Below are 24,615 nucleotides of genomic sequence, written 5' to 3'. Positions count from 1 at the left end.
TTTTATTTTTTCAAACCTTTTAGAGTTATTTGACCGACAAAGAAAACGAGCGCTACAATCCCTGACGCAAAAATCGTATCCCCAAACACTCTCGTCCATCGCAGCATATGCATGGTGTCCGTCTGAAGGAATTCCGCGCTGCGTGCATACCAGTATCCGTATTCCACTGAAGCCCACGTTTGCATCAGTCCCACTGGCAGCAGACTCAGCACGACCATTGCCATCAAACCGATGTTCATCGACCAGAACGAAAATTTAATGACGTTATTGTCCCAATTCAATTTCGGATTCATGGCGCGAAGGCAGAAGAGCAATAATCCGATTCCCAGCATTCCATAAACTCCAAAAAGCGCTGCGTGAGCATGAACAGGTGTTGTATTCAATCCCTGCATGTAATAGAGTGCAACGGGCGGATTGATCATAAAGCCGAATAATCCCGCGCCGACAAGATTCCAGAATGCGACGGCGACAAAGAAATAGATGGGCCATTTGTAGTTTTGCACCCACTCTTTAGCACGGGAAAGTTTAATATTTTCCCATGCTTCATATCCGACAAAGACCAGCGGCACAACTTCAAGCGCACTGAAAACCGAACCAAGTGCAAGGACGATCGTCGGAGTTCCAGAAAAATAAAGATGATGCAGCGTTCCGATGATGCCTCCGGAAAGGAAGATTGTTGCAGAAAGAACGGTTGCCTCTCCAGCAGTTTTTAAACTGATCAGTTTTAACCGTGAAAAAAGAAAAGCGATTACAACCGTTGCAAACACTTCAAAGAATCCCTCCACCCACAAATGAACGACCCACCAGCGCCAGTATTCTGCAACGGCAAGATTCGTATGTTTGCCGACCATTAATGCCGCACCATAGAAAGATGCGATGGCTCCGCTGGAGATCAGAAACAATGTAAGAATTGGTTTTTGCTCATCTTTGCGCTGTAATGCCGGACGAATGGCCCGGTACATCAACACAAACCAGAGCACTAGTCCGACCAACAAAGCAATCTGGAAAAATTTTCCGAGATCGATATATTCAAATCCGCTGTGCCCGAAATAATACCAGAGATTGTCGGGTAAATGATGCATAACACTTAACCATTCGCCTGCCATTGAACCGAGAACGACCACCAGTAATGCACCGAATAAGACATTAACGCCTAAACGCTGGAATTTCGGTTCAACACCGCTCACTGCCGGTCCAATGAATAATCCTGCCGCAAGCCAAGCGGTAGCGATCCAGAAGATTCCAAGCTGCGTATGCCAAGTTCTGGCAACGGAATATGGAAGTATCTCTGCGAGAGGAATTCCGTAAAATCCATCCCCTTCCACGCCATAATGGGCGGAAACAATTCCCATTCCCATTTGAAGCAGAAGAAGACCAAGCACGGTCCAAAAATATTTCAGCGTAGCGCGCTGAGATGGAGTAGAAATTGCATTCAGCAGCGGATCCGATACGGGAACATCGCCAAGCATTTCTTCTTCTTTTCGTGAAGCGTAGAACCATGCCATGGCGCCAATACCGGCAAGCAGAACGATAATACTTACACCTGTCCAGACAACAGCATCGCCTGTTGGAATATTTCCAATCAATGTTTCGTGCGGCCAATTGCTGGTGTAGGTGATGTTATCATCCGGTCGGTTCGTCGATGCAGCCCACGATGACCAGAAGATGAATGCGGCAAACTGACGGAGCTTTACCGGATTACTGATGGAATTTTTTTGAATAGCGTACTCTTTTTTTCCATTTGTGAATACGTCAGTGTAATGCGCGAGGTTCGCTTCAAATGCACGGAGCCGGACAGAATCGACCGTAATTGTTTTTGTTGCCGGATCGTACGTGTTTTTCCGGATCATTGATTCGAGACGAGCGTGCAATTGAGCCCGATGTTCGCCATCCAAAGCATCATAAGATTTTCCGAATGAGGATTGTGCCCATTCGTTGAGAATGAAGACAAGTTCCCGATGAAGCCAATCTGCCGTCCAGTCCGGCGCAACATAACTGCCGTGTCCCCACACAGATCCGACTTCCATACCGCCCATTGCCTGCCATACATTCTGACCTGTTGAAATATCTCCGGCGGGAATCATCACCGTGCCGTCAGTCGTAACAACCCGTTCTGCGATCGGGGGAGCTTGTTGATAAATGCGGACACCGACCCATCCTAATACAATGAACGAGAGAACAATGACCGCGGCGAATCCTAACCAGTACTTTTTCATGTGAAATCCTTTTTTGAAAATGATTTTATTTAATTTTTCGAGATCATCTCTTGTTCCAGCGAAACTGCTTTCGGGAACAAGATGTTGTTTTCCAGATGCACATGCTGATGGAGATCATGTTCAAAATCCTGAAGTTCCTGATAGGTGATGCGGTATGTTGTGCATCCATCCGCAGGCACGGTGTAACCGTTGCTGAGCGAGCGGATAGAATACATCTCATCACCGGCATTCTGATGTTCCTCTTCCATCATGCGGATGGGGTTTTGTACGCTGCCAAACGGAGCCTGGACTGTTGAAGTATTGTGTTTCTTGGAAACGTATAGCTTTTTAATGAACGGAAAGAGCATTTGTTCTTCCTTTTTCATGTGCTGCTGTAATTCGATCGCGACTGTTTCAAAATGATCCGCGATCTTCAGCAGTTCGGGGTGGTTGGCACCGTGGACCGCAGCGATCTTTTTTGTGTGAGTATAGAGCACAGGAATCATTTTCATCACATAGGAATGATGGTTGTTCACGATGTAATCACACAAGACATCCGGTTCCCATTCCGAAAATGGTATGAGCGGAGCTGCATTTGTCTTTTCAACAGATAAAAGATCGTTCAAAACTGATGCGGGGTCGATCCCTTTTTCATTACATGCTTCGTCGATCGTCTTTCCACCGCGGCAGCAAAAATCAAGCGAATATTTTTCGAACACTGCTGCTGTATGAAAATTGTCAGTAACGATCTCTTTCAGAGATTTCGTTTGTAGCGATGAAGATATCATATGTTCTCCCGGATAAAATTGTCTGATTTGATGGTGTCAATATAAACGGAAATCCGTATAGGGAGCTTATGATATATGTCATAATGGTGAAAATTTCTTCAGGGATGGACCCAGCACAGCTGGAACATCATTTGGAAATCTGTGTCCAAATGATTTTCCCTTCGGTATCGATCTCCAGTTGCCGTTTTTGTTCAAGAGATTTGATGGACCGGATCACGGTTTCAACACGGAGTCCGGTCATATCGGCCAACTGTTGGCGGGTAAAAGAGAGTTTTACGGATGTTTTCCCGTACGGGGCTTCATGGTCAACAAGATAGCGAATTAATGTGAGTAAGCGATGCTCAGCTTCTTCAATGGCAAGTTCCGACAACATAGTGGATTTATAGACCAGTCGAGTTCCAAGTGTTTTCGTGATTTCAAGATGGATCGGGAAATTATCTTTCAGCAATTGAAGAAAATCGTTGTATCCAACTTTCCAGACTTCGGTTTTTTCCGTTGCTGCGGCAGATGCTGGATACGATCCCTTGGAAAAGAACGGTGGTTCACCGAAACTCTGCCCAGCAGTGAAATATCCCTGCACAAACTCTCTGCCGTCTTCACTGTAATTGGACATCTTGATCTTTCCCGATTTTACAATGTAGAACGAGGTGGAAAGTTCTCCCTGTTGAAAAAGCATGCCGCCTTTTCTCAGCGAAATAATTGTAGCGTGGTATTGTGTGAGGAGCGATTCGTTGATCATGTGAGTAAAATAACAGTAATCGGTCAATTTCCCAAGATTGCACTTCCGAAAAAATCAAGGGGAGTGTTGGTTTTGCATATAACGACCATAGAGTTTTTCATTGACTTGTGCCTCCATTTTTTGTATTTTTGTAGTCCAAATTTGAATTACAGATTCACCGTTAGAATGGAAGGAAGATTTACAATGTACGCAGTAGTAGAAATTGCAGGACAGCAATACAGAGTGAATCCCTCGGAAAAACTCTATGTGTCGAAACTCGATAATGCTGTTGACAGTGTTGTGACGTTCGATAATGTGTTGCTTCGTGCGGACGACAAAAAGGTCACCGTTGGAAACCCGGTGATTAAAGGGGCTTCAGTAGAAGCAAAAGTTCTTGCCCATAGCAAGGACGACAAAGTGATTGTGTTCAAGAAAAAACGCCGTAAAGGCTATCGCGTAAAACGCGGACACCGTCAGCAATACACCCAAATTGAAATCACGTCTATCAATTAAGTTTAAGATTTAGAGGAGTTTGAACCATGGCACATAAAAAAGGGGCCGGAAGTACTAAGAACGGACGCGACAGTAATGCGCAGCGTCTTGGTGTGAAACGTTTCGGCGGAGAATTAGTCAATGCTGGTGAAATCTTGATCCGTCAACGCGGAACAAAATTCCACCCGGGCGATAATGTTGGTCGGGGCGGCGACGATACCTTGTTTGCACTGAAAACAGGACGCGTGAAGTTCCATATGATCAGCAAAACACGCCAGGCGGTTTCGATTATCATCGCATAAGTTTTGCGTGTATAGAGTTTATGTTGTTCAAAGCGTCCGTTCCGGTGGACGCTTTTTTATTTTAGAAAAGCATCAATCAATCATCGTCATTCCCGTCCTGGAGAAATCCTTTCAGGAAAAATTTCTATAGGGAATCTAAAAAATGGGTATCCGTCAAAAGCTTGCGGATAGGACGAAATTTATGAAGCATTATTAATACCAGGAGAATACTATGAAAATTACCGTAATCGGAGCAGGCAATGTGGGTGCAACTGCCGCACAGCGTATCGCAGAAAAAGAACTCGCTAACGAAGTTGTCTTGGTTGATATCGTTGAAGGAGTACCGCAAGGAAAAGGGCTTGACATGTACGAATCCGCACCGGTGGAAGGATTCGACACAGTGGTTACAGGAACGAACACATATGATGCAACAACTGGTTCGGATATTGTTGTGATTACCGCCGGCATCCCGCGCAAACCGGGAATGAGCCGGGACGATCTATTAAACACAAACGCCGGTATCATCAAATCCGTTACCGAACAAGTCTGTGCAAAATCGCCGAATGCTATTCTGATTGTTGTCTCCAATCCGTTAGATGTGATGGTGTATGTGGCGCAAAAGGCATCCGGTTTCCCACGCGAACGAGTCATTGGTATGGCTGGCGTTCTAGATACCGCGCGATATCGTACATTCATCGCAATGGAACTCGGCGTATCGGTTGAAGATATTACCGCATTAATTCTTGGCGGCCATGGTGATTCAATGGTTCCACTTCCCCGCTATACATCCGTTGCCGGAATTCCATTGACAGAATTGATGTCGCAAGAAAAGATCGACGCAATTGTTAAACGCGCTCAAAATGGTGGAATTGAAATTGTAAACTATTTGAAAACCGGAAGTGCATTTTACGCACCATCATCTGCTGCGGTGCAGATGGTTGAATCCATTGTGAAAGATAAAAAACGGATTCTCCCCTGCGCTGTGATGTTAAATGGCGAATATGGTATTAACGATACTGTCGTCGGTGTACCGGTAAAACTAGGACGCAAAGGAATGGAAAAGATCATCGAGATTAAATTGACTGCGGAAGAATCTGCCGCGTTGAAGAAATCTGCCGAAGATGTAAAAGTGAATATGGATAAAGTGAAATAGCAAAAACAGATTGTTAGATTTCAGACATCAGATAAAACAAAAACGCCCCGTCCCGAAGGGACTCCTTCGGGACGGGGCGTTTTTGTTCGATACTCTCACCTTGTTATCTAACCATCCGCTTCTACAACTTCATCACCATCGTCACTTCGTTTCCTTTTTTATTATATTGCACTGATTGCATAAATGCTTTCATCAGAAACACTCCTCGTCCACCGGTGTTGAGCAGGTTTTCTTCATGAAGAGGATTAGCAACCGTCTCGGGTTTGAATCCTTCTCCTTCATCTCTCACTTTCACGGTGAGTGTTTTTCCTTTCATGGAACAACTCAGCATCACGTATTTTGATGCATCATTCTTATTACCGTGGATCACGCCGTTATTCACCGCTTCTGTTACCGAAACAAGCAGTGCGTGCAATTTTTCTTCCGGTAGTTTGAATTTATCGTTCATTGTACGAAAGAATTCTTCCACAAGATTAATATTCTTGCGGCTGCTGGGAATGGAAAGTTGATAGAGTTGGTCTTTGGCTGCCATTGTTCGTTCAACGATTGATCGGAATTTTGAAAATCCCCGCGGATATCCTTTCGATATCTTCGGCGTGATTATTAACGCTTACTTTGATTAAAAATAATACCGCACATTCATCATCATGTTTGAATATTCTTGAATTCTTCCGCTGCTGAGACGCTGAAACTCTTTCCAACCACGGATCTCAACAAGGGAAAGTGATGAAAGTCTGATGGCAATACTGGTTGTCGGTCCGGCACTCAAATATGTACTTTCAAACTGACGATGATTGCTCACATATTTGAATTTTTTTTGTGCAAACGAACGGAAGCCAACAGAAAAAAACCAGCGTTGATCCAATGAATATCGCAACTGCGGCGAAAAAGTCACTTCTTCAATCCGTTGCAGAGGACGCTCAGAAAATTCCTGCCAATGCAATTCTCCGCGTTCGAACACCCGCACATAGGCAACCATGTCGAAACCGACCCGCTTTGTCATATCATACGAGGTTGAATCAAGAAATGCAACTTGTCTGTATGAATAACTTTTTACCGTGGGAATTAACGATTCAAAATCGAAGACGGTATAATTGGCAAGCACTTCGAACGCATTAAACATGCGAATGTTATCAGTCGGAGAATATGTCATATCTGGTGTCAAACGCAGTATTCTGTTCCAATTATTATTGGCGCTTTTATCCCGCAAAAGATAGACAAGATGTGCCACGGTGGCTTCTGCTGTTACTGAAGCAAAAAATACTGAACTAAAACGATGAGTTTCATTTAACGACACATTAATCAATAACTCGTCACGATCATCTGTGTTGACAGAATCGGGTGTGTCGTATCGTAATATGCTGATTGAACTCGAAAACGAAATCCTATCGCGGGATGTAAGATCACTGTAAAGGGATGCAGTGATCATGTTGCGAAAGGCGGTGTTGTCCAGTCGGGATTCCTGGCGGGAACGATTTTCCTGAAAATTATTATCCACGTTATCCAATTTTTCAATCAGATGTTTTTCATCGCGCTCTGCGATGGAAAATCCGAGTGAAGCAAATATGGATTGTGTTACATATTTCAATCTGAGTCCCCCCTCCAGATGGAACTCTTTCACCGTTGTATTGAAGGAGATGGAAGAAAGATCGCTCAACACATTGTACCGAAACGCATTTTTTATGGAACGGGATTGAACATTCATTGTTAATTCTGATCCAAAACCTTTACCGACGTCGTACGCAAGGATATTTTCAACACCATACTGCTGTTCAATACGTGATCGAATATTGGACGATACACCAAAGACGCTTTTGACAGTATCGGATGCAGCTATATAAAAATCGCTTTGATTGTTGATCCAATGTACACGAACGCTATCTGTAGATCCTTGCGTAAATTGTGTAGCAATGTTCAAGCCCGCACTGTCATTCTTGAAATGCCGTGCGCCAAGATCGCTCTGATTAAGATGTGCAGAAAATCCTGCCCGATATCCTGCTGCTGTCAACGAATCCGCATTTGCATAGAATCGATAATTTAATCCATCATCTTCCTCCCCCTGTTGTTTATCGTACCGCATCCCAAGAAGCGGAGCTATGGAAATATTTTTCTCGGGTCTATAGATTATTCCGAAGAGCCCGGTGTGTATTCCGGCATTGCTGCTGCCGAGCGTTTGATTATCCGAAAGAATGAATGACTGCGTTTCAATGGCAAGAGAAAATGGATCGGAGATTTTTTTGGAAGCACTCAATGAAATATTTTGATCATCGCGAAACGACCGGAACGTACTGCGAATGAATGATGAGATGAATTTTTCATTGAAAAGGATAAAGAGATCGGAATCGTCATACTGATATTTTGCGTCTGCATTCCACAAATACGTATTCACATTCCGTTCAAAACGAAGCGAAGTTGTGTTGGAATCAGGCAGTCCTGGTAATAAACGACTGAATTCGGATTGTGCCGATAGTAGAAAGGGAAACAATAACAATACTATAAAAGTATAAAACTTCATTGTTTCATAAATAAATCTTGAACTGCATAGTGCGGTTGGTAGCCAAGCATCTGGCGTGCTTTTTCATGTGAGATTAATGCGGATGGGCCTGAAAATGACTTAGAGAAGTTCGTTACTTCGGGATAAAACTGATGCAACAGCTCTTGAGAATTTTTGCCGGTCCAATTCTCCTTAGCGGTGATGAAAAATATTTCGTGGAGATTCTCCAAATCCTTTTCAATGGCAAGGCGATGTGCTTGAGCTACATCGTACACATGCACATAGGTCCAAAGATTCTTATGCCAATCGTGATATTCGTTTACCAACTTTTTATAAAATGGAAGTTGTTCCGCCTCCGGAACCCAGATCCATGGCTCGCGCAAACAGATTGTCCGAATCCCATATTTGGCGGAATATGTTCGGCAGATCTGCTCGCCGATCACTTTGCTTAATCCGTACGGATCTTGCGGCCGCATCAAATGCTGTTCGTCGATCGGAATATATTCCGGAACCATGCGGTTCGTCATAAATGCAAAACCGAGTGTGGATTCGCTTGAGGTAAAGACAACTTTTTTGATTCCATTTCGCACGGCAGACTCAAGCACATTAAATGTGCCGTTAACGTTTACATTAAAGACTCTCTCTGCTGGATCATTCAAAGGGTGAGGAATTCCGGCAGTGTGAACAACAACGTCGTATCCCTTCATTGCTCGTTCAACATCACCAAGAATGAGTATGTCAACGTTATGAAAAGTAACATTATTTTGTTTTGGAGAATGTAGATCGAGCACTCCAATAGTGTGCCCATGCTGCAGCAGTTCATCGACAATATATTTTCCGACAGATCCGCTTCCTCCGGTGACAAGAATCTTCATGTTCAATACTCCCATTTTCTTCAATATAGGAACATTTTTTATTTTAAACGGAGTTTAAACAAGGAAGATTAGCAAACTGCAGTAATTAATAGTATTGGCATCAATAGGAAATACATGCCAGAAGATTATTGTTTAGGTGTAATAGGCGGAAGCTCGTACGCCTCACAAACTGATTGGAATCCGTTTGTTTTATGAGTAGCATCGCAGAATGGTTTTGTCTTGCTGAGACCGCATCGGCAAAGAGAGACCCGAGTGCGACCATTTAGATTAAAACGATTTCCATTCATATCGACGATCTCAATATCCTCACCTTCAATGCGGTAACTTCCATTATTATTCACAACTATTTTTGTTGCCATATTATGATGCCCTTAATGCATTGATGATGTTCATACGTGAAGCACGAACCGCCGGTAAAAATCCGCCGAGAATTCCCATAAAAAGAAAGAAAACTACTGTCCACCCAATAACACTTGCCGACAACGAAAAACCGAATGCCAACTCCGAGAATGTGCCGAAGTTTGTTGTAGAGAATGACACGAATTGCATAAACGATGCAAGCATCAATCCAATAATGCCGCCGACCGATGCTAACGCTAGGGCTTCAATCAGAAATGCTGTCAGAATACTTCGTCGCCGGAATCCAAGAGCGCGCAACGTTCCGATCTCTACCGTTCGATTTGCCACGGATGCATACATGGTAATCATGGCGCCAATCATAGCACCAAAACTGAAGATAACGGTGATAAAAATCCCGAGTCCTTTAATAAAGGCAGCCATGAATTTTGATTGTTCCAGGTAGAAATCCTGTTCACGCTTTGCTTCGAGATCTTGCAGTCTCTGTTCGGTTTCCAATTTTGTCTTTAAAATCTCAAAGTCTTCTACATTTTTTAATTTAAACGTGTATGAGGAATACGTCGTGCTGCGGTTAAATTCGGTCATCACAATATCAGCATCTGCCCAGATCTCAGAGGCAAATCCCGTTTTTCCGCCATCAATCACTCCGGCAATTGTCCATAATTTCGATCCGATCCTTACCGATTGTCCGATTTCGATATCTTTGAATTGATCATGGATTTTATTGCCGACAACAATCTCGTACGATCCCGGCTTGAACCAGCGGCCTTCTTTGAGCTGAACCTGAGGACGCAATGCAAAGGCACCGGTTGAAATACCCCGAACCGATACGTTGCCCATATCATTGCTCCCTTTTTTATTCAGGTTGATGAGTGTAACGACATCGGATGTTGCGAATGGTTTCCCATCCTGCGTAACACTGATTTCCGAAAAAGTGGAAATGATTCCGATCTGATCGCGACTGACGGCACTCATCATCTCGCCTTGTGAACTTTTGCGAAGAATTATAACGTTATCGTTCGATCCTGTTGCAACAAGAGTATCTTCGATTCCTTGTGCCAGCATTAACACAGCGGCAAAAACAAACACAACAAGTGCAATACCGGATACGGTGAGAGCTGTTGTTAATCGTCTTGCCCAAAGATTTCGAATGTTGTATGATATTGGAATTTTCATAATAATTTAGTTTTGTTAATCCTTCAATGCATCTCGATAGAAATTATCAGGACGTACCGTTATGTGATTATCCAATCTGTCTTAAGCCGTCGACGATCTTCATGTGGGCGGAACGATATGCCGGAAACACAGAGGCAATAACTCCCACAAGAAGTGAAAATCCTATCGCCATTGCAATTGTTGCCTGCTGTACTTCAAAGACAGGAAACATTGTTGGAAATGCCTCTCCAAATCCCTGACAAACGGGAAATGTCAACAGCAGTCCACTTCCGCCACCGATAAGGGAAATAAAGAGCGATTCTCCTGCAATCAATCCGACAACATGAAAGGAGGTGAATCCAAGTGTTTTTAACACTGCATATTCGCGTATCCGTTCACGTGCCGCCATAATGATAGTATTTGCAAGTACCATTAAAATGATACCAATAATCACATACGAAATCACTTCCATGGATGTGATTATCGCACCAGAGAGTGAAACGAAACTTTGTTGGAATGCTTTTTCCGTTTCTGTTTTTGTCCTTGCACTCGAGTTAGCATAAAGAGCATCAACTGTTTCAGAAAGCGTGGCGGCCTCATTAGCATTCTTAATCTGAACGATATACCACCCCACTTGATCGATAGCAAACGATCCTGTTTGACGGTTCCGTTCGTTCAGATATTCCCAATTGAAAAACATCTGCGTTTCATCTGCAGTTTTATCTTTCCCTGCATAAATGCCGACAACCGTAAACTCCCAATCTCCCGGATAGATATCTCCTTTGACGGGAATAACATCACCAATCTTGAATCCATGCTGCGCTGCCAATTTTTTCCCGACAACGCAGCTATTCCGCTGCTTCTTAAATGCAGCCAATTGATCTGGCGGGACGATAAACTCGGAATAGACATCAAAGATTGTTTCGGGATCAACCGCTAGTCGAGGAAAGAAATTTTCAAAACTTTGATCCTTATAAATTCCTTGGAACCAGGAAGCAAAAGAGACTTTTTTTACTCCGGAGATATTTTCAATTTCACTCTTGTACGAATACGGTAGAGGAAAAATGAACGCTACTGCGTGCCGTGTTATCAACCGGTCCGCCGAGGCAGCTTCAACACCGTACGACCAAGCGGTGACAACGGTGCGGAGAAGACCGAACGCCAGCACGGCGATCGAAATTCCCATAATGGTGAGAAGGCTGCGGAGTTTATGCCGCAGCAGATTTTTGTAAATAAGTTTGAGGATTTTCATGATCTGCCTTGAGATTAATTCACTTTCAATTCGCCTTTATCTAAATGTTGAATTTTATGCGCACTTTCCGCCGCATGCGGATCATGTGTGACCATAATAATTGTTTTTTTGTATTCGCTGTTCAATCTGCCGAGAAGAATAAGAATTTCTTCCGCCGACTTTCTGTCTAAATCCCCTGTCGGCTCATCGCCGATAATCAATGTCGGATCGGAAACAACTGCGCGCGCAATAGCAACGCGCTGCTGCTGTCCGCCGGAAAGTTGTTTCGGGTAATGATCCATCCGGTCTTCAAGACCAACCACCTTTAACACCATTTCAACGCGTTCCCTCTTTTCTTTCTTTGAAAGATTCGTCAATAGCAACGGCAGCTCAACATTTTCATATGCCGTCAACACTGGCAGCAGATTGTAAAACTGGAAAACAAATCCGATATGATGTGACCGCCATTTTGCAAGAGCAGATTCATTCAGTTTTGCAATATCGGTACCTGCTACAATAATAGAACCGCCGGTTGGTTGATCAATGCCGGAAATAAGATTGAGCAGTGTCGTCTTTCCGGAACCGGAAGGCCCCATTAACGCAAGAAACTCCCCTTCGGGAACATCCAATGAGATATTTTGAAGGACGGGAATTTCCAGCGTGTCCCGTTTGTACACTTTGGTAACGTTTTTTACTTCAACTAATGTTGACATAAGTATATATGATTTGTGAATAAATAGAAAAAATTAATTCAAGTGATTCCATCAGTCTTGTCCAAAATACATAGATAAAAACAATAAGAATCTTCACTTCCTTCTTTTCTTGACGGAGCAAGAAAAGAAGCAAAAGAACTCCTTGCGAAATTTAACGCACGCGATGAATCCCATTCGCTCTTGCCCGTTGATGGCGCGAATCGCGCCATCAAAAGTCCCGTCATTCATCGCTTTCCCATTCGCTCAGTCCTCCTAAATTTCGCCCCCACGCACTTTTATACGATCTCTACTATATAACAAAAGAGGTTTACTACTTGTTATCAAAATAAATTTGACCAATTTGAAGTTCTATAGCCAATTTTGGTTTTCCTTACGATTTATTTTTGGACAGCAGAGTGATTCCATGACGGTCATGTGTTTATTATTCACCCGTTGTGAATTTTGTTCCCGTGGAAAGTTTTTCCGATGGACGCAGAACAACTTTTTGTCCCGGCGTTACGCCTTGTTTTATTTCTATCCGATTTCCCATGATTTCGCCGAGCGTTACTGCAGTTTCTACCACCGTTTCACCCTGCGCAACAAAAACTACTTTCTGACCATTTCGAGTAACAATCGCCGATGCAGGGACGGAAATTTTTGGTGCAGAATTTTTTGGATTCTGTTCTTTTGCTTCTTTCAGAAAATTCACTTTTGCACGCATTTCGGGAAGTACGCGTTCATCACGATCTTTAAATCTCACTTTTGTCAATACGGTGGCTTTAGCACGATCCGCGGTGGGAACAATTTTATTAACATATCCAGAATACCGGCGTTCGGGATACGCATCAAGCGTAATTTCGCAGGGAAATCCTTCTTTGATTTTTTCTATATTTGCTTCGGATACATCGGCTTCTACTTCCAATGATGTCATATCTGCAACGGAAACAATAGCTCCCCGCGAACCGGCAGCGGCGCCAAAAGGAGAAATAACTTCGCCGACATTTGCATTCTTCGTCAGCACAACACCATCGAACGGAGCTCGGATGAGTGTATATTCCAGCTGCACTTCGGCCGCGCGTATATTTGCTTCGGCATATTTAATAGATGCTTCTGCAGAGGTTACAGAGGATATGGCTCTTTTATGGCGAGCATTTGCTCCGTCATAATCTGCACGGGAAATAGCATTTTGTGCAAACAATGTTTTTTGCCGTTCAAAATTTGCTGCCGCATCTTCCAATTCCGCTTTTGCATTTTCCAATCCGGCTTTTGCTACATTCAAACTCGCCTTTACTTGACCGAGCGTCGCTTGTACATCGCTGTTCTCTAATCGCCCAATGATCTGACCAGTCGTCACTCGATCTCCTTCAATCACGCCGAGATATTCAAGTCTTCCGGTTCCTTTGGAAGCCACTGCCGCTTTTCTCTGTGCAACAATATAACCACTGGCAGTAAGCACTGCACTTTCCTGACCGGGCGTTGTCATAACAACGGTACCGAGTTCGACTACTTCTGTTGAAACACCGGATCCCAGAATGATACTCAGCGCAATTGCTAAGACAAGCACTCCTGCCAACGATCCGAAAATAATGGTTTGCTTTGATCCCCATTTTGTTTCTTGAGATTCATTACGATTAATCTTCAAAAATGAAAGGTCTGTATGTTGATTATCTGACATATTCTTATTTTCCTGTCCTTTTTCCTATAGCATGAAAAAGAACAAATTCTTTCGTAAAATTATCTGTTAATATCCCTAATTTAGAAGGAAAAGGCAACGAACTGTTGAAATGTTTAACAGGTACATTATTTCGCGGATAAAATACTATGCCTTCGATTGATTTTTGAATGATTTTCGGTGAGTGGGGGAAAAAACAAGGTGAATAACTATAACATTTTCTTGCAGAACATGATGGCCTATCGTTGCGGAAAGAACAGTCCTAATCCATCGAGTGTTTTCACAATTTGTTCCGCAACAAAATGATTACCGGTATCATTTAAATGTACACCGTCATACGTTAAAATTCCTTGTTCTGCATTGGAAAGATTATAATGATGAAGGTACGATAGAAATTCTTTCCGTAAATCACACAGAGTAGATCCTGTTTCAGCGGCAATCTTTCTGGAGATTGCACTGTACTCATCCAGCAAAATGTCATTTGGATTTGAACCGTCATTCTTTTCTCCAATAACACTCGGAGTACACAGGATCACTTTTGCGCCATTTGATTGTATCTGCAAGATCAGATTCTTCAATCCTTCTTCAAACTTGTTCTTCGGCGTACCTGTCAGTCCTCGTGATGCGAATGCAAAATGCCAAACGTCGTTGATACCAATATACACTACAACGATGGAAGGTTTTTTAGCAATGACATCCTTTTCTACACGGTCAAGAAGATCGTTTATTTTATTTCCGCTGACTCCCGCACCGATCACATCATAATGATATCCGATTGTCTTCAGTGAATCATGGACAAGGCTTACATAACCATTCGGTTTTATTCCAAGTTCAGTGATGGAATCGCCAAAAAAAATAATCCTTTCGGATGATTTCGTTGTTTGTTCGCGAGAAGAACATCCAAACAGTAACAACAAACAAAGAATACTGGAGAAGATCTGTTTGATATGACACCTGTTGTATAAGGTGGTTGATGAAGGATCGATCTTTCGTGTTGTCCGAGTGTCTCGTTGTTCGGGATGCCGAACAACGCCATTACACTCTCGGACAAGATTCTTTTCAATCATGTGTTGTGCTTTACCAATCCATTTTATCGCGGAGTCCCATGATTTGTCCGCAATGTTTTTCTCCATGATTGGAATAAATTTGCAGCATTTTATCCAAAGTAACAGTGCCGTTTTCGGGATGATCAGCCGTGCGGCTCCATCCTTGTTCATCGATTGTATCCAACATTGTGGCCCAACGTTCATGTAATCCGCGAAGAAGATGAAGTGCTTCCAGGACAGGGAGCTTATATTCGGGAGATGTTGCCCATTTGTCTTGATCATACGTTTTGATTTTTGGATGTTCTTCGTTCAACATCCATTTGAAACGCAGAAATGCGTTCATATGCGAGTCACATAAATGATGCACTACCTGCCGTGCTGTCCACCCTCCTTCACGATATGGTGTATCCAATTGAGCGTCGCTTAATCCATCCACGGTAGCATCGAGGATACCGGGAAGCGACTTGATCTTTTGAATCATCATCTTCCGTTCTTCCATTGTTGGCATACCACTGTTCCTTTCACGGTACAAATGTGTTGATAATAAAATTTGACAAAGTTAGAGAATGAAATCGAGATAAGCTAACAGGAAATAAGAGATTAGAAATTTCTACAGATTGGTGAAAGGCAGGCGCTATGGAGATGCACACTTGTTCGTGTTACCGGTTCACGGAGATATTTTTGCATGGTTTTTCTGTGTTACAAAGTCCTTTTCACTGTTTAACGACTGATCCTGGTGCTCAAGAAAATCAATGTCATTGAGAATCCGTTCTTCATCACCCCAGTCGTTCCAGTAAATTCCGTTCATTTGAAGAACGAACATTTTTTCGGGAATATGTTCCAAAATACGATGAGAGAAATTTACCGATGGGATCGTTGAAAACACTCGTTCAGTCACTTCAGATTCAAGAGTCGTCCCAATCGATTGAACAATCTGTTGAGACGAAACAAACACTTCATTCATATGCCGTTCGTACAAATGTAAAAGATTCATTGATGTGCCGACGAGAGTCATCGTATTCCATAAACATTTTTTTTCATACAAATACTGCATCAATTGCGTATCGGGCTTTTCCCAAAATCGTCTGACGTGTGAAATTCCTTCTGAGTTTGTCCGATCTCCTTTTTCGATCCAGCCGTATCCGTACTGTTGAGAACTTGGTGCGATGCCGAGCGCAACAACATGATCAGGATGCCGGGAGACGTACTCATTAGCGGCTACAACAAATGTTCTGTACCGTTCTTCCTGTAATATAAAATGATCGGCGGGAAACATGGAGACAATCGCTTGCGGATCGGCGTGATGAATATGAAGAAGCGGTAATAAAATTCCAGGTCCCGTCTCTCGGTTGAACGGCTGAATGATCATCGTTCCTTTCGGTCGGTCGGAGAGATCTTTTAATGCCCAGGTAAGATGCTGAGCACTGACGGTAGTAAAAAGATGATCAGAAGTAAACAGCGGTGCGACACGATCGATCGTATGGCGAAGCATCGATCGCTTACCGATGAGAGCACAATACTGTTTTGGGCGATTTTCCCCAAATCTCGATTTGATAAAATGCTGCAAACGCGCGCCGTTTCCACCCGCTAGTATTACTCCCCATCGATGATCTGTCTGGGGTTGTATCGTGTTCAACCAAGGCGCTTGTTTCATGATTGTATCTTTCCGCCGTGTTTGAAAAAAAGAACGCGATAAAAATATTTATATCCGGATTACAAAGCACTGTTGTTACGAGACGGGGTGATAAGAGGAGCAATGTCGGAATAGCGTTCTCTCATCTAAAGGAAGTGTACCACATGGGGTGTAAAAAGTCAATCACGGGGAGGTGAAATGTTTCGATTATTTTTTAAGATATTTCCAATTTCGGACTTTCCCCTCCGAGATCCATTCGACCGCAGCAGCAATACGGCGTTCACGGGTTTCTTCAGTTTTTGCCTCGGTCACCCACTGCACATACTCTTTTTTGTTGTAATAACTAAAATTTTCGAACGTTGCCGCAGCTTCATTATTTTTTTTCAGTGCGGAAACAAAGTAATCAGGGACGAGAAGTTCTTTTTTTGCACTGCTCGATGAAACCTTTTTAATTTTTATTCCTTCATCATTCAATTTTGCCGCTTCCTTCACATAGGCAATCATCACTTTATCAGAAGGTAGATCGTCCGGCGAAGATATTTTTCCCAAATGGCCCATGGCAGATTCAGAAGCAGCATTAGCCATGAGTTTTTTGTTTTTCATGAGCGATGCTTTCCAAAAACCAAATGCACAATGGCGTTGAAAGGATGCCATACTGCACATCATCTCTCCACGATAATCAAAGTGGGGAAATCCCCATTTTATTGTCTCTTCAACTTTGGGGCATGCCGTATGCACAAGTGCGCGCAAATGTTTTAAGATTGGACGTGCGAAAGGTTGAGAGGAAGCGATGTATGTATCGATCCGTTTATCTTTGTTTGCCATGCGTAGTTTTTTTTACAAAAATTCGAAACTCAACGTATTGTTATATTCCAGTGAACACCTATTTTGTTTCCACTAATTTTTTCATTCCACCCATGACCGTAAGCCAATTTTGTTCGCTATGGGTTTTGTTTGCTTCCGTTTTGATACCATCTTGTATAATGGTGAGGGTGGTAATATTATTTTTCGATATCAATTCGTAGCTGATGTTCGCATAATTATCAGGAATATCCGGAGTTCCGGACATTGAGCTCCAATAATTATACTTTATAAATTTTCCCGGTTGGATATCGAGAATGGTACCTTTATCCTCATATTTCTTCCCTTCCCATTCACCGTGGAAGTAGATAGGACTTCCTTTTTTCCAGTCTGTTTCAACCTGCGTACCGAAAAAATATTGTTTGATCAATTCGGGATCGGTTAACGCTTTCCAGACTACCTCCGAATCGGCATTGATGTTGATTGTGATTATTGCTGTCAATGGTTTTGTCATCATCAGACCCTTGCTGTAAATGATTATTTGTGTGGTCTTCGATTTTCCATTTCACGAAATACAACATTGTTTTGTGCGTTTGAAAAATGTTTTCTAATTATACATTGATACATCCGCCCAGCACAAAAGACCATTTGCCAATAGTAAGGATATATAGCATTTAATCCAACAATTGCCGGAGTGCTTTTAAAACCTCAATACGATCGTATGGCTTTTGAATAAATGCTTTCGCTCCGTTCTTATCTAATTCCGTTTTAACCGCCGGATCAAAAAAACCGCTTGCAAAAACAATTTTTACACCGGGTTTAATGTTTTTCATTGCCATAAATTCATCAAAACCAGAAAGTTTCGGAAGTCCCATATCCGTTAACACAAGATCTATCGTATCCTTGTGTTCCCGGAATATGTTCACCGCTTCTTCTCCATTATGGGCTTCCATAACGGTATACCCTTCGGATTCAAGAAGAATTTTTACCATGGAAATCAACATTTCTTCATCTTCAACAACAAGAATTGTCTCCGTGCCGCCGCGGATTTGAATGCTGCTAGAGTCTTCCGATGGTAACGATAATTGCTCGTCCTCAGCAAGTGGAAGATACAATGTGAATGTTGTTCCATGCCCTATTTTGCTATCGACATCGATGTATCCTTTGTGCGATTCGATCACCCCATAGACAACCGACAAACCCAATCCTGTCCCCTTTCCTTTTTCTTTTGTTGTAAAGAACGGATCAAATATTCTCTGAAGGGTGTTTTCATCCATGCCCGTTCCTGTATCCGAAACACTTAGCGCAACACAGTTACCCGAAATTGTATTGCGTACTTTTTGAGAAAGATTGTCTTGATTGATACTCTTTGCACAGATAGTCAACACCCCTTCGTTTAACATTGCATCGCGAGCGTTTACACAAAGATTCATTACTGCCTGATGAATTTTTGTACGATCTGCATTAATATAGGGCACATCCGATTCGATCAGCGCTTTGATGACGATCGTTTTAGGGAAGGTATCACGAAGCATAGAAATAATTTCGTTGATCAATTCCGTAACATCAATCGGACAAATAGTTGTTTCCGCTTTTCGTGCAAAGGTGAGAATTTGTTTTACCAGATTTGCGCCGCGTTCAACCGCTTTTTTAATCGATTTCAAACTTGATGCAGACTTTTGTGCATCAGATTGAGATCGTTCCATAAAACCGACATAAGCCAAAATAATGCCAAGAACATTGTTAAAATCATGTGCAATACCCGAGGCAAGTGTGCCCAGACTCTCTATCTTTTGCACCTGCTCAAATTGTTCCTGAAGTTTTTTCTTTTCTGTAATGTCTTCTTTTATTGCAAGAAAATGCGTGATGATTCCTTGATCATTCTTTACCGGAGAGATGGAAACGTTCTCCCAATACTCTTTGCCACTTTTTTTAATGTTCAAAAATTCACCCCACCATTCGCCCCCTGAAGTAATTGTTTTCCACAACTGTTCATATTCTTTTAATGATGTGTGTCCGGATTTTAAGATGTTTGGTTTTTTCCCTAAAACTTCATCAAGAGAGTATTCTGTGATCTGTAAAAATTTGGGATTGACATATTCGATAGTACCTTCGGTGTTGGTAATAACAATACTCACTGTGCTCTGTTCAATTGCGCTCGAAAAGATATGAAGTTGTTCTTCTGTCCGTTTACGTTCGGTAATATCGCGCGCGGTAGCATAGGTAACACCTTCTGATGCATTATACGTAGCAATCCATGAAAGCCATAAAAATGAACCATTTTTACATAAATATCGGTTTTCGAAGTTGAGGGTAAAACCTCTCTGCATTTGTATCGTTACTTCATCGAGACTTCGTTGTCGATCGTCAGGATGAATAAAATCCATGAACGGTTTTGAGAGAAGTTCTTCTTCAGAATATCCGAGCAATTGAAGACACGAAGGATTTATTTTTTTAAAACACCCTTTAGGATCTGCAATAACCATAATATCCGTAGAAGTCTGGAAGAATTTAAAGTATTGTTCACGCTCCAATTCTGCTTGTTTTTTATCGGTGATATCACGGAAAATTGTACATGTCCACAAATGTTCGTCTTTCGTCGTAAATACGGCAGACGAAACATCGCAGGGAAATTTTTCACCATTCTTTCGAATAAACGTTATTTCACCGTTAAATTTACCCTTCGATGTACGTTCATTGATTGCCGGCATGAGCCGCACATCTGATTGATCGGTAATACCGCTTCGACCCAATGCACAAATCTCTTGTTCTGTCATATCTAATATTTTGCATGCAGCAGGATTTGCTCCCATTATTCTCCCGTCGGGAACGGTTAACAAGACGGCATAGACGCTGTTCTCATACAGGGAGCGAAATTTTTCTTCGCTTTCACGCAAAGCCACTTCCGCAGCTTTTTGATTTCCTTTTATTTTGATGTTTTGAATTGCAAACGAAATATCTTCTGTCACCTCGGTCAACAAGGTAATTTCTTCTTCTGTAAAATAATTTGGCACCGAAGCATATATGGCAAATGCGCCAATCACCTTCTCCGATCGACGTATCGGCAACACAATAGACGATCGATAATTTCGTGCAAGCGCATGCACCCTCCACGGCTTCATCATCGGATCGTTAGCAATATCGTTACAAAAAATAATCCGTTTTTCACGAATACTGGTTCCTGTTGGTCCCTGCCCCCATGGTTCATGTTCGTTGATTGAAAATTTTTCTGCTAAGGAAAGATATCCGTCTTCAACGCCTGCCCATTGGACAGGGGCGACCTCACCTGTTTGATCATTGACCAATCCTATCCATGCCATTTGGAAATTTCCAAAGTTGACAACAATGGAACACGCTTGTCGGTACACTTCTTCTTCTTCCTGTGCGCGGACAATCATTTGATTGATATGGCTTATTACTGCGTACAAACGATTTAATTTTTGCAGTTTCCGTTCCGCACGCTTGCGTTCGGTAATATCGCGAGCAACAGACAATAAACTTTCAATATGACCATTAACCACCAACGGACTTGTACTGACTTCAATAGGAATGCGATTACCCCGTACGGTTAGTAATTCAACTTCCGTAAGTCTATTTCCCCTAAAACCTTCCATTCGTTCTTTAATATTTTTTTTCAGACCTGCATGATATTCTTCCGGAATAAATTCAAAGAGATCCCTTCCTTGATAATTGAGTTCTGTAAGACCGATTCTCTCCAATCCAACAGCATTGATATAGGATATTTTTCCTTTCAGATTATAAACGACAATTATGTCTTTTGCTGTTTCCGAAAGCAAACGGTATTTTTCTTCACTCTTGCGGATAAGAACACTTTGATGTTCAAGTTCCTGCATTGCATCGTTAAATGAAACACTGACAACACCTACTTCATTATCGGCAACAATCGGAATTGGTTCGTTCAATTGATGTTTTCCAAATCGTTCCGCTCCCTGCATTAACAACTGCAGCTGTCGCAATATAATTTTGGAAAGCCCGAATGCGAATAACGTTCCAATAATAATTGCCAGTATGGTGTACAGTATTCCTGTCCGATTAACATATTCAACATGTATTTGATTTGAAGAAAGATCACTTGCAATACGTGCCCAACCCAACTGAGTAATATTTTCAAAAATTGGTGCGACCAATTCTATCCTGTTTTCAGAAGAATCAAGTTTTGTTGTTACCGGAGGTCCAGAGAGAAAGGTAAGACTTACAGGATCTTTTAAATACAATCCTCTTTTGCTTTTATCCGAATGACTCAGCACGTGTCCGTCGGGAGTAATAATCATTGCATAACTAATGGCAGGATTTTCCGAAAAAGTCTCCAATACTTCCTGCAGCCCAATAAGATCGTGGGTGAGCATATACTCTTTGCTGCTTGAAACAAGGATCATTAATTGAAACTGTGTTTCCTCATTTGCTTTTTCCAACAGAAATGATTTTTGCCGTTGTGTTAAATCGTAGACAAAAATGGACATCAACACTAAATGCACTATGGCTACGCCGGCAATAAGCTGCCGACGAATTGATTTTCCAATGATCCATCGAAAGAATTTTTGCATAATTATTTTCCTCCGATTTCAGGCAATGATCCGAATTCGTGTTCATATTTCCGTAAAAAAATATTCACTCGCGAAATGTACTGCTGCTGTGAAATGGCAACAAACCGGGAAAGATTGATTCGATTAAGTATCTCTTTCCCTTCCTGGTGTTTTTGAAGAGTAAACAATATGTCCGCAAAAATATTTCGATGTCGTTCCGGGACATCATCTCGCACTACCAAACCATTATTGATCAAGGGATCTGTCTGCCATTGTATCGTGACCGCACTATCCACTTCAGGATGATCTTTGATAAACGACTTCCAGGGGGGCGGCCAAGTGCATCCTGCAACAGTTTTTCCCAGAAAAACATTCATAATCGAAGATTCCTGAGAACCCACATAGCGACAATCGGCCTCTTTTTCAACATCCAGGCCGTTCATTTTTAAAAAATATTTTGGCATCATTGCCGCTGCAAGAGCTGTGGCCGATGGAAAACTGATTGCTTTTCCACGGAGATCTCTCATGGATTGAATATGGCTGTCTTTCCGAACAACAATAATTCCACGGAATTGTTCATCATCACCCATTTTTCCGAAAATGAGATATCCCTGTTTCAATGACTGCACACTTTGATACGGGTTGGGTAACGCAAAATGGAATCTTCTCTTCACTAGTTTTTCTTCGAAATGAGCATAATCTTTTGAGGATTCAAGTTGAATGGAAAATTCTTTGGTAGAACGATTGATAAAATCCACTAAGGGTTGATATACTTCAAAATAACGATGCGAATTATGTAAGGGGTGGATTGCAAAGATGTAGTTGACATGTGCAGTTTGTAGTGTCGGTTCTTTACTATATTGCGGTACAATTTCTTGTTTTACCGGCCTATCACAGTTGATGGATGATATCACTGTACAGATCAGTATCAATCGAAGAAAAAGAACCGATTGGTTTTTCATCACACTTTCCCTCAATTTGAAAGAGAGAATACCAATGATTGTGAACTACTGTAGTTTTCACATTGTCTGTTACACTGTAAGGAAGGTGCACATCGTTATTCATCAAAATAATTCTACAGCCTTTGTAAGGTAATTAAATTGTGACAACAAAAACAAATGAGCTTGTGTTCTACACTTGGACAATTTTTTCTGTGGATTGGTTTTATATTAAAATACGTTACAAATGAATTAAGAGTTTTTTCTCTTTTAAATTTGTAGAGCATTCTTTAGCAGAAAGTGATTTGAAAAACATCTTTTTTTGTATCTTTTTCCTTCGGTGACAGCATACTGCAGATAGCGTGGCTCACATTAGTGCAAATAAAATATTATCCATCTGATTTATGATACTAAGGTGAATGTAACGTAGAAGAAAAAAAATGCGGCTGCATATGCAGTTCCGCATTTTTTTATTTTCAATTGGTATTAATAATTTTTACCAACCTTGAACGTCGTTAGGGTCGAACTGTTCGATTGGCAAGGCTTTACTTTTTTCGCGGATAACAGTGGGAACCGAAAGGAGCGCTTCTTGTCGATTGTCCGCTTCGATCATCGCATAACCACAGTGATCCCCCGATTTACACCCCCAGTAATAATGAGTCAAATAGCCGATCGCCAAAGTGAGTTTGACAACTTTCGAACAATCCTCTTCGGTGTGGGGCGAAACAACAAGATAATGCGGCATAATCAATTTCCTCTCTTTAAGAATTGTACCGACAAAAATACAAACTCGTTTCGATTAGAACATCACAAAATTATCACAATCACTTATTGCCCTCTATCGGTTATGCATTCGTGCAAATTTCAATTTTACTTATGTTGAACCGCATTTATGCTTTACTGGTTCTATTCTTATCAATCCACCATCCCCATACAACAAAGAGCCATGATGCGTTTCCTGCAATAGCGATCATTTGTACATTTGGCGGCGGTGGGCCAAAGATATTTGTGATGTGAATGAACAAAATAAATACAACTAATCCGGCAAATGCATACGTTCCAATTTTATTGTTTGGCTGAGTCGCTCTCATATACAGCCACACACCGCCCATGAACATCAGCGATTCAACGGTTACCGTAGCGGCAAATGAATTCCACATTCCCATTCCAAATTTCACAGAATCATTTCCCAGCAACGGCAGATCAGGACGATGAGTGACAAGGTCAAGAATCCAATGGCTAAAAACAAGAAGCCCAACAATAATCGCTTCCCGCCTAAGTTTTCTTCGAAAATAATATGCGGCACCGAACAATACAGACCAACCAATCGCACCAACAAGACTGTGTGTGATTGGGTAATCATAAAAATCGAGCGGTGTCATTGCGGTATTTCCGGGATCAATGCGAACATGTTCCAATCCAAACAAAAGCAAGATGGGCCACAAGAGATCCACAAACTGTGCTGCGGCAAATAATGTTGCAAGCGATGTTTTTGGCGCTGTTTTTTTTGCCGCTAATGCTACTGCGAAATGTCCGATGAACATGGATTC

23 protein-coding genes are annotated in these 24,615 nt (G+C 42.0%); 3 read left to right on the top strand and 20 right to left on the bottom strand.

The annotated features are described in order from the left end of the window. Positions 1-2: 2 nt before the first annotated feature. From WDA22_13125 to WDA22_13115, 3 genes are all read right to left on the bottom strand, one after another. Positions 3-2,216 (bottom strand): nitric-oxide reductase large subunit, encoded by a 2,214-nt coding sequence (locus WDA22_13125; protein ID MFA5834412.1) that lies wholly within the window; start codon positions 2,214-2,216, stop codon positions 3-5. Between the two features lie 29 nt (positions 2,217-2,245). Further along, a complete protein-coding gene (gene ric, locus WDA22_13120; protein MFA5834411.1) occupies positions 2,246-2,983 on the bottom strand; it encodes an iron-sulfur cluster repair di-iron protein in 738 nt (245 codons plus the stop codon). 127 nt (positions 2,984-3,110) lie between these two features. Then, positions 3,111-3,722: a Crp/Fnr family transcriptional regulator gene (locus WDA22_13115; GenBank protein ID MFA5834410.1), complete on the bottom strand. Its 612-nt coding sequence runs from the start codon at positions 3,720-3,722 to the stop codon at positions 3,111-3,113. Between the two features lie 183 nt (positions 3,723-3,905). Between WDA22_13115 and rplU the strand changes: the two genes are divergently transcribed. The 3 genes from rplU to mdh all read left to right on the top strand — a co-directional run bounded on the left by rplU (position 3,906) and on the right by mdh (position 5,627). Continuing rightward, positions 3,906-4,214, top strand: a complete 309-nt coding sequence (gene rplU, locus WDA22_13110) for a 50S ribosomal protein L21 (protein MFA5834409.1) — start codon at positions 3,906-3,908, stop codon at positions 4,212-4,214. A gap of 26 nt (positions 4,215-4,240) precedes the next feature. Further along, positions 4,241-4,495 carry a 50S ribosomal protein L27 gene (rpmA, locus tag WDA22_13105; GenBank protein MFA5834408.1) on the top strand — a complete coding sequence of 85 codons (255 nt, stop codon included), beginning with the start codon at positions 4,241-4,243 and terminating at the stop codon, positions 4,493-4,495. Between the two features lie 211 nt (positions 4,496-4,706). Beyond that, positions 4,707-5,627, top strand: coding sequence for a malate dehydrogenase (gene mdh, locus WDA22_13100; protein ID MFA5834407.1), 921 nt, complete (start codon positions 4,707-4,709; stop codon positions 5,625-5,627). A gap of 121 nt (positions 5,628-5,748) precedes the next feature. Here mdh and WDA22_13095 read toward each other — a convergent pair whose 3' ends face one another. The 17 genes from WDA22_13095 to WDA22_13015 form a co-directional block, all read right to left on the bottom strand. Then, complete coding sequence (locus tag WDA22_13095) at positions 5,749-6,159, bottom strand: ATP-binding protein (protein ID MFA5834406.1); 411 nt, start codon at positions 6,157-6,159, stop codon at positions 5,749-5,751. An 87-nt stretch (positions 6,160-6,246) separates the two neighbouring features. Further along, on the bottom strand, positions 6,247-8,142 hold the full coding sequence (locus WDA22_13090; GenBank protein MFA5834405.1) for a hypothetical protein: 1,896 nt from the start codon (positions 8,140-8,142) through the stop codon (positions 6,247-6,249). Continuing rightward, the gene (locus WDA22_13085) at positions 8,139-8,996 is read right to left on the bottom strand and encodes an NAD(P)-dependent oxidoreductase (GenBank protein ID MFA5834404.1); all 858 of its coding nucleotides are present in this window, start codon (positions 8,994-8,996) and stop codon (positions 8,139-8,141) included. The genes WDA22_13090 and WDA22_13085 overlap by 4 nt, the downstream gene beginning before the upstream one ends. Before the next feature lie 125 nt (positions 8,997-9,121). Beyond that, positions 9,122-9,355 (bottom strand): CDGSH iron-sulfur domain-containing protein, encoded by a 234-nt coding sequence (locus tag WDA22_13080; GenBank protein ID MFA5834403.1) that lies wholly within the window; start codon positions 9,353-9,355, stop codon positions 9,122-9,124. A 1-nt stretch (position 9,356) separates the two neighbouring features. After that, a complete protein-coding gene (locus WDA22_13075; protein ID MFA5834402.1) occupies positions 9,357-10,529 on the bottom strand; it encodes an ABC transporter permease in 1,173 nt (390 codons plus the stop codon). A gap of 67 nt (positions 10,530-10,596) precedes the next feature. Continuing rightward, a complete protein-coding gene (locus WDA22_13070; GenBank protein ID MFA5834401.1) occupies positions 10,597-11,760 on the bottom strand; it encodes an FtsX-like permease family protein in 1,164 nt (387 codons plus the stop codon). A 14-nt stretch (positions 11,761-11,774) separates the two neighbouring features. Then, a complete protein-coding gene (locus tag WDA22_13065; protein MFA5834400.1) occupies positions 11,775-12,452 on the bottom strand; it encodes an ABC transporter ATP-binding protein in 678 nt (225 codons plus the stop codon). Between the two features lie 421 nt (positions 12,453-12,873). Continuing rightward, on the bottom strand, positions 12,874-14,106 hold the full coding sequence (locus WDA22_13060; GenBank protein MFA5834399.1) for an efflux RND transporter periplasmic adaptor subunit: 1,233 nt from the start codon (positions 14,104-14,106) through the stop codon (positions 12,874-12,876). 236 nt (positions 14,107-14,342) lie between these two features. Beyond that, the gene (locus WDA22_13055; protein MFA5834398.1) at positions 14,343-15,170 is read right to left on the bottom strand and encodes a GDSL-type esterase/lipase family protein; all 828 of its coding nucleotides are present in this window, start codon (positions 15,168-15,170) and stop codon (positions 14,343-14,345) included. 10 nt (positions 15,171-15,180) lie between these two features. Next, a complete protein-coding gene (locus WDA22_13050) occupies positions 15,181-15,657 on the bottom strand; it encodes a putative metal-dependent hydrolase (protein ID MFA5834397.1) in 477 nt (158 codons plus the stop codon). A 159-nt stretch (positions 15,658-15,816) separates the two neighbouring features. Then, positions 15,817-16,803: a sugar phosphate nucleotidyltransferase gene (locus WDA22_13045; GenBank protein ID MFA5834396.1), complete on the bottom strand. Its 987-nt coding sequence runs from the start codon at positions 16,801-16,803 to the stop codon at positions 15,817-15,819. A gap of 186 nt (positions 16,804-16,989) precedes the next feature. Further along, positions 16,990-17,607, bottom strand: a complete 618-nt coding sequence (locus WDA22_13040; protein ID MFA5834395.1) for a YdeI/OmpD-associated family protein — start codon at positions 17,605-17,607, stop codon at positions 16,990-16,992. A 58-nt stretch (positions 17,608-17,665) separates the two neighbouring features. Then, the gene (locus WDA22_13035) at positions 17,666-18,100 is read right to left on the bottom strand and encodes an SRPBCC family protein (protein MFA5834394.1); all 435 of its coding nucleotides are present in this window, start codon (positions 18,098-18,100) and stop codon (positions 17,666-17,668) included. Between the two features lie 157 nt (positions 18,101-18,257). After that, positions 18,258-22,148, bottom strand: a complete 3,891-nt coding sequence (locus WDA22_13030; GenBank protein ID MFA5834393.1) for a PAS domain S-box protein — start codon at positions 22,146-22,148, stop codon at positions 18,258-18,260. Positions 22,149-22,150: 2 nt separating this feature from the next. Further along, positions 22,151-23,089 (bottom strand): phosphate/phosphite/phosphonate ABC transporter substrate-binding protein, encoded by a 939-nt coding sequence (locus tag WDA22_13025; GenBank protein MFA5834392.1) that lies wholly within the window; start codon positions 23,087-23,089, stop codon positions 22,151-22,153. 472 nt (positions 23,090-23,561) lie between these two features. After that, positions 23,562-23,810, bottom strand: a complete 249-nt coding sequence (locus WDA22_13020) for a hypothetical protein (protein ID MFA5834391.1) — start codon at positions 23,808-23,810, stop codon at positions 23,562-23,564. A gap of 145 nt (positions 23,811-23,955) precedes the next feature. Then, positions 23,956-24,609, bottom strand: coding sequence for a hypothetical protein (locus tag WDA22_13015; protein ID MFA5834390.1), 654 nt, complete (start codon positions 24,607-24,609; stop codon positions 23,956-23,958). Between the last annotated feature and the right edge of the window lie 6 nt (positions 24,610-24,615).

Source organism: Bacteroidota bacterium (genome assembly GCA_041658205.1).
Taxonomy (GTDB): Bacteria; Bacteroidota; Ignavibacteria; order UBA10030; family UBA8401; genus UBA8401.
The sequence above is the reverse complement of the archived record's forward strand: the minus strand, read 5'-3'. Positions and strand labels throughout refer to the sequence as shown.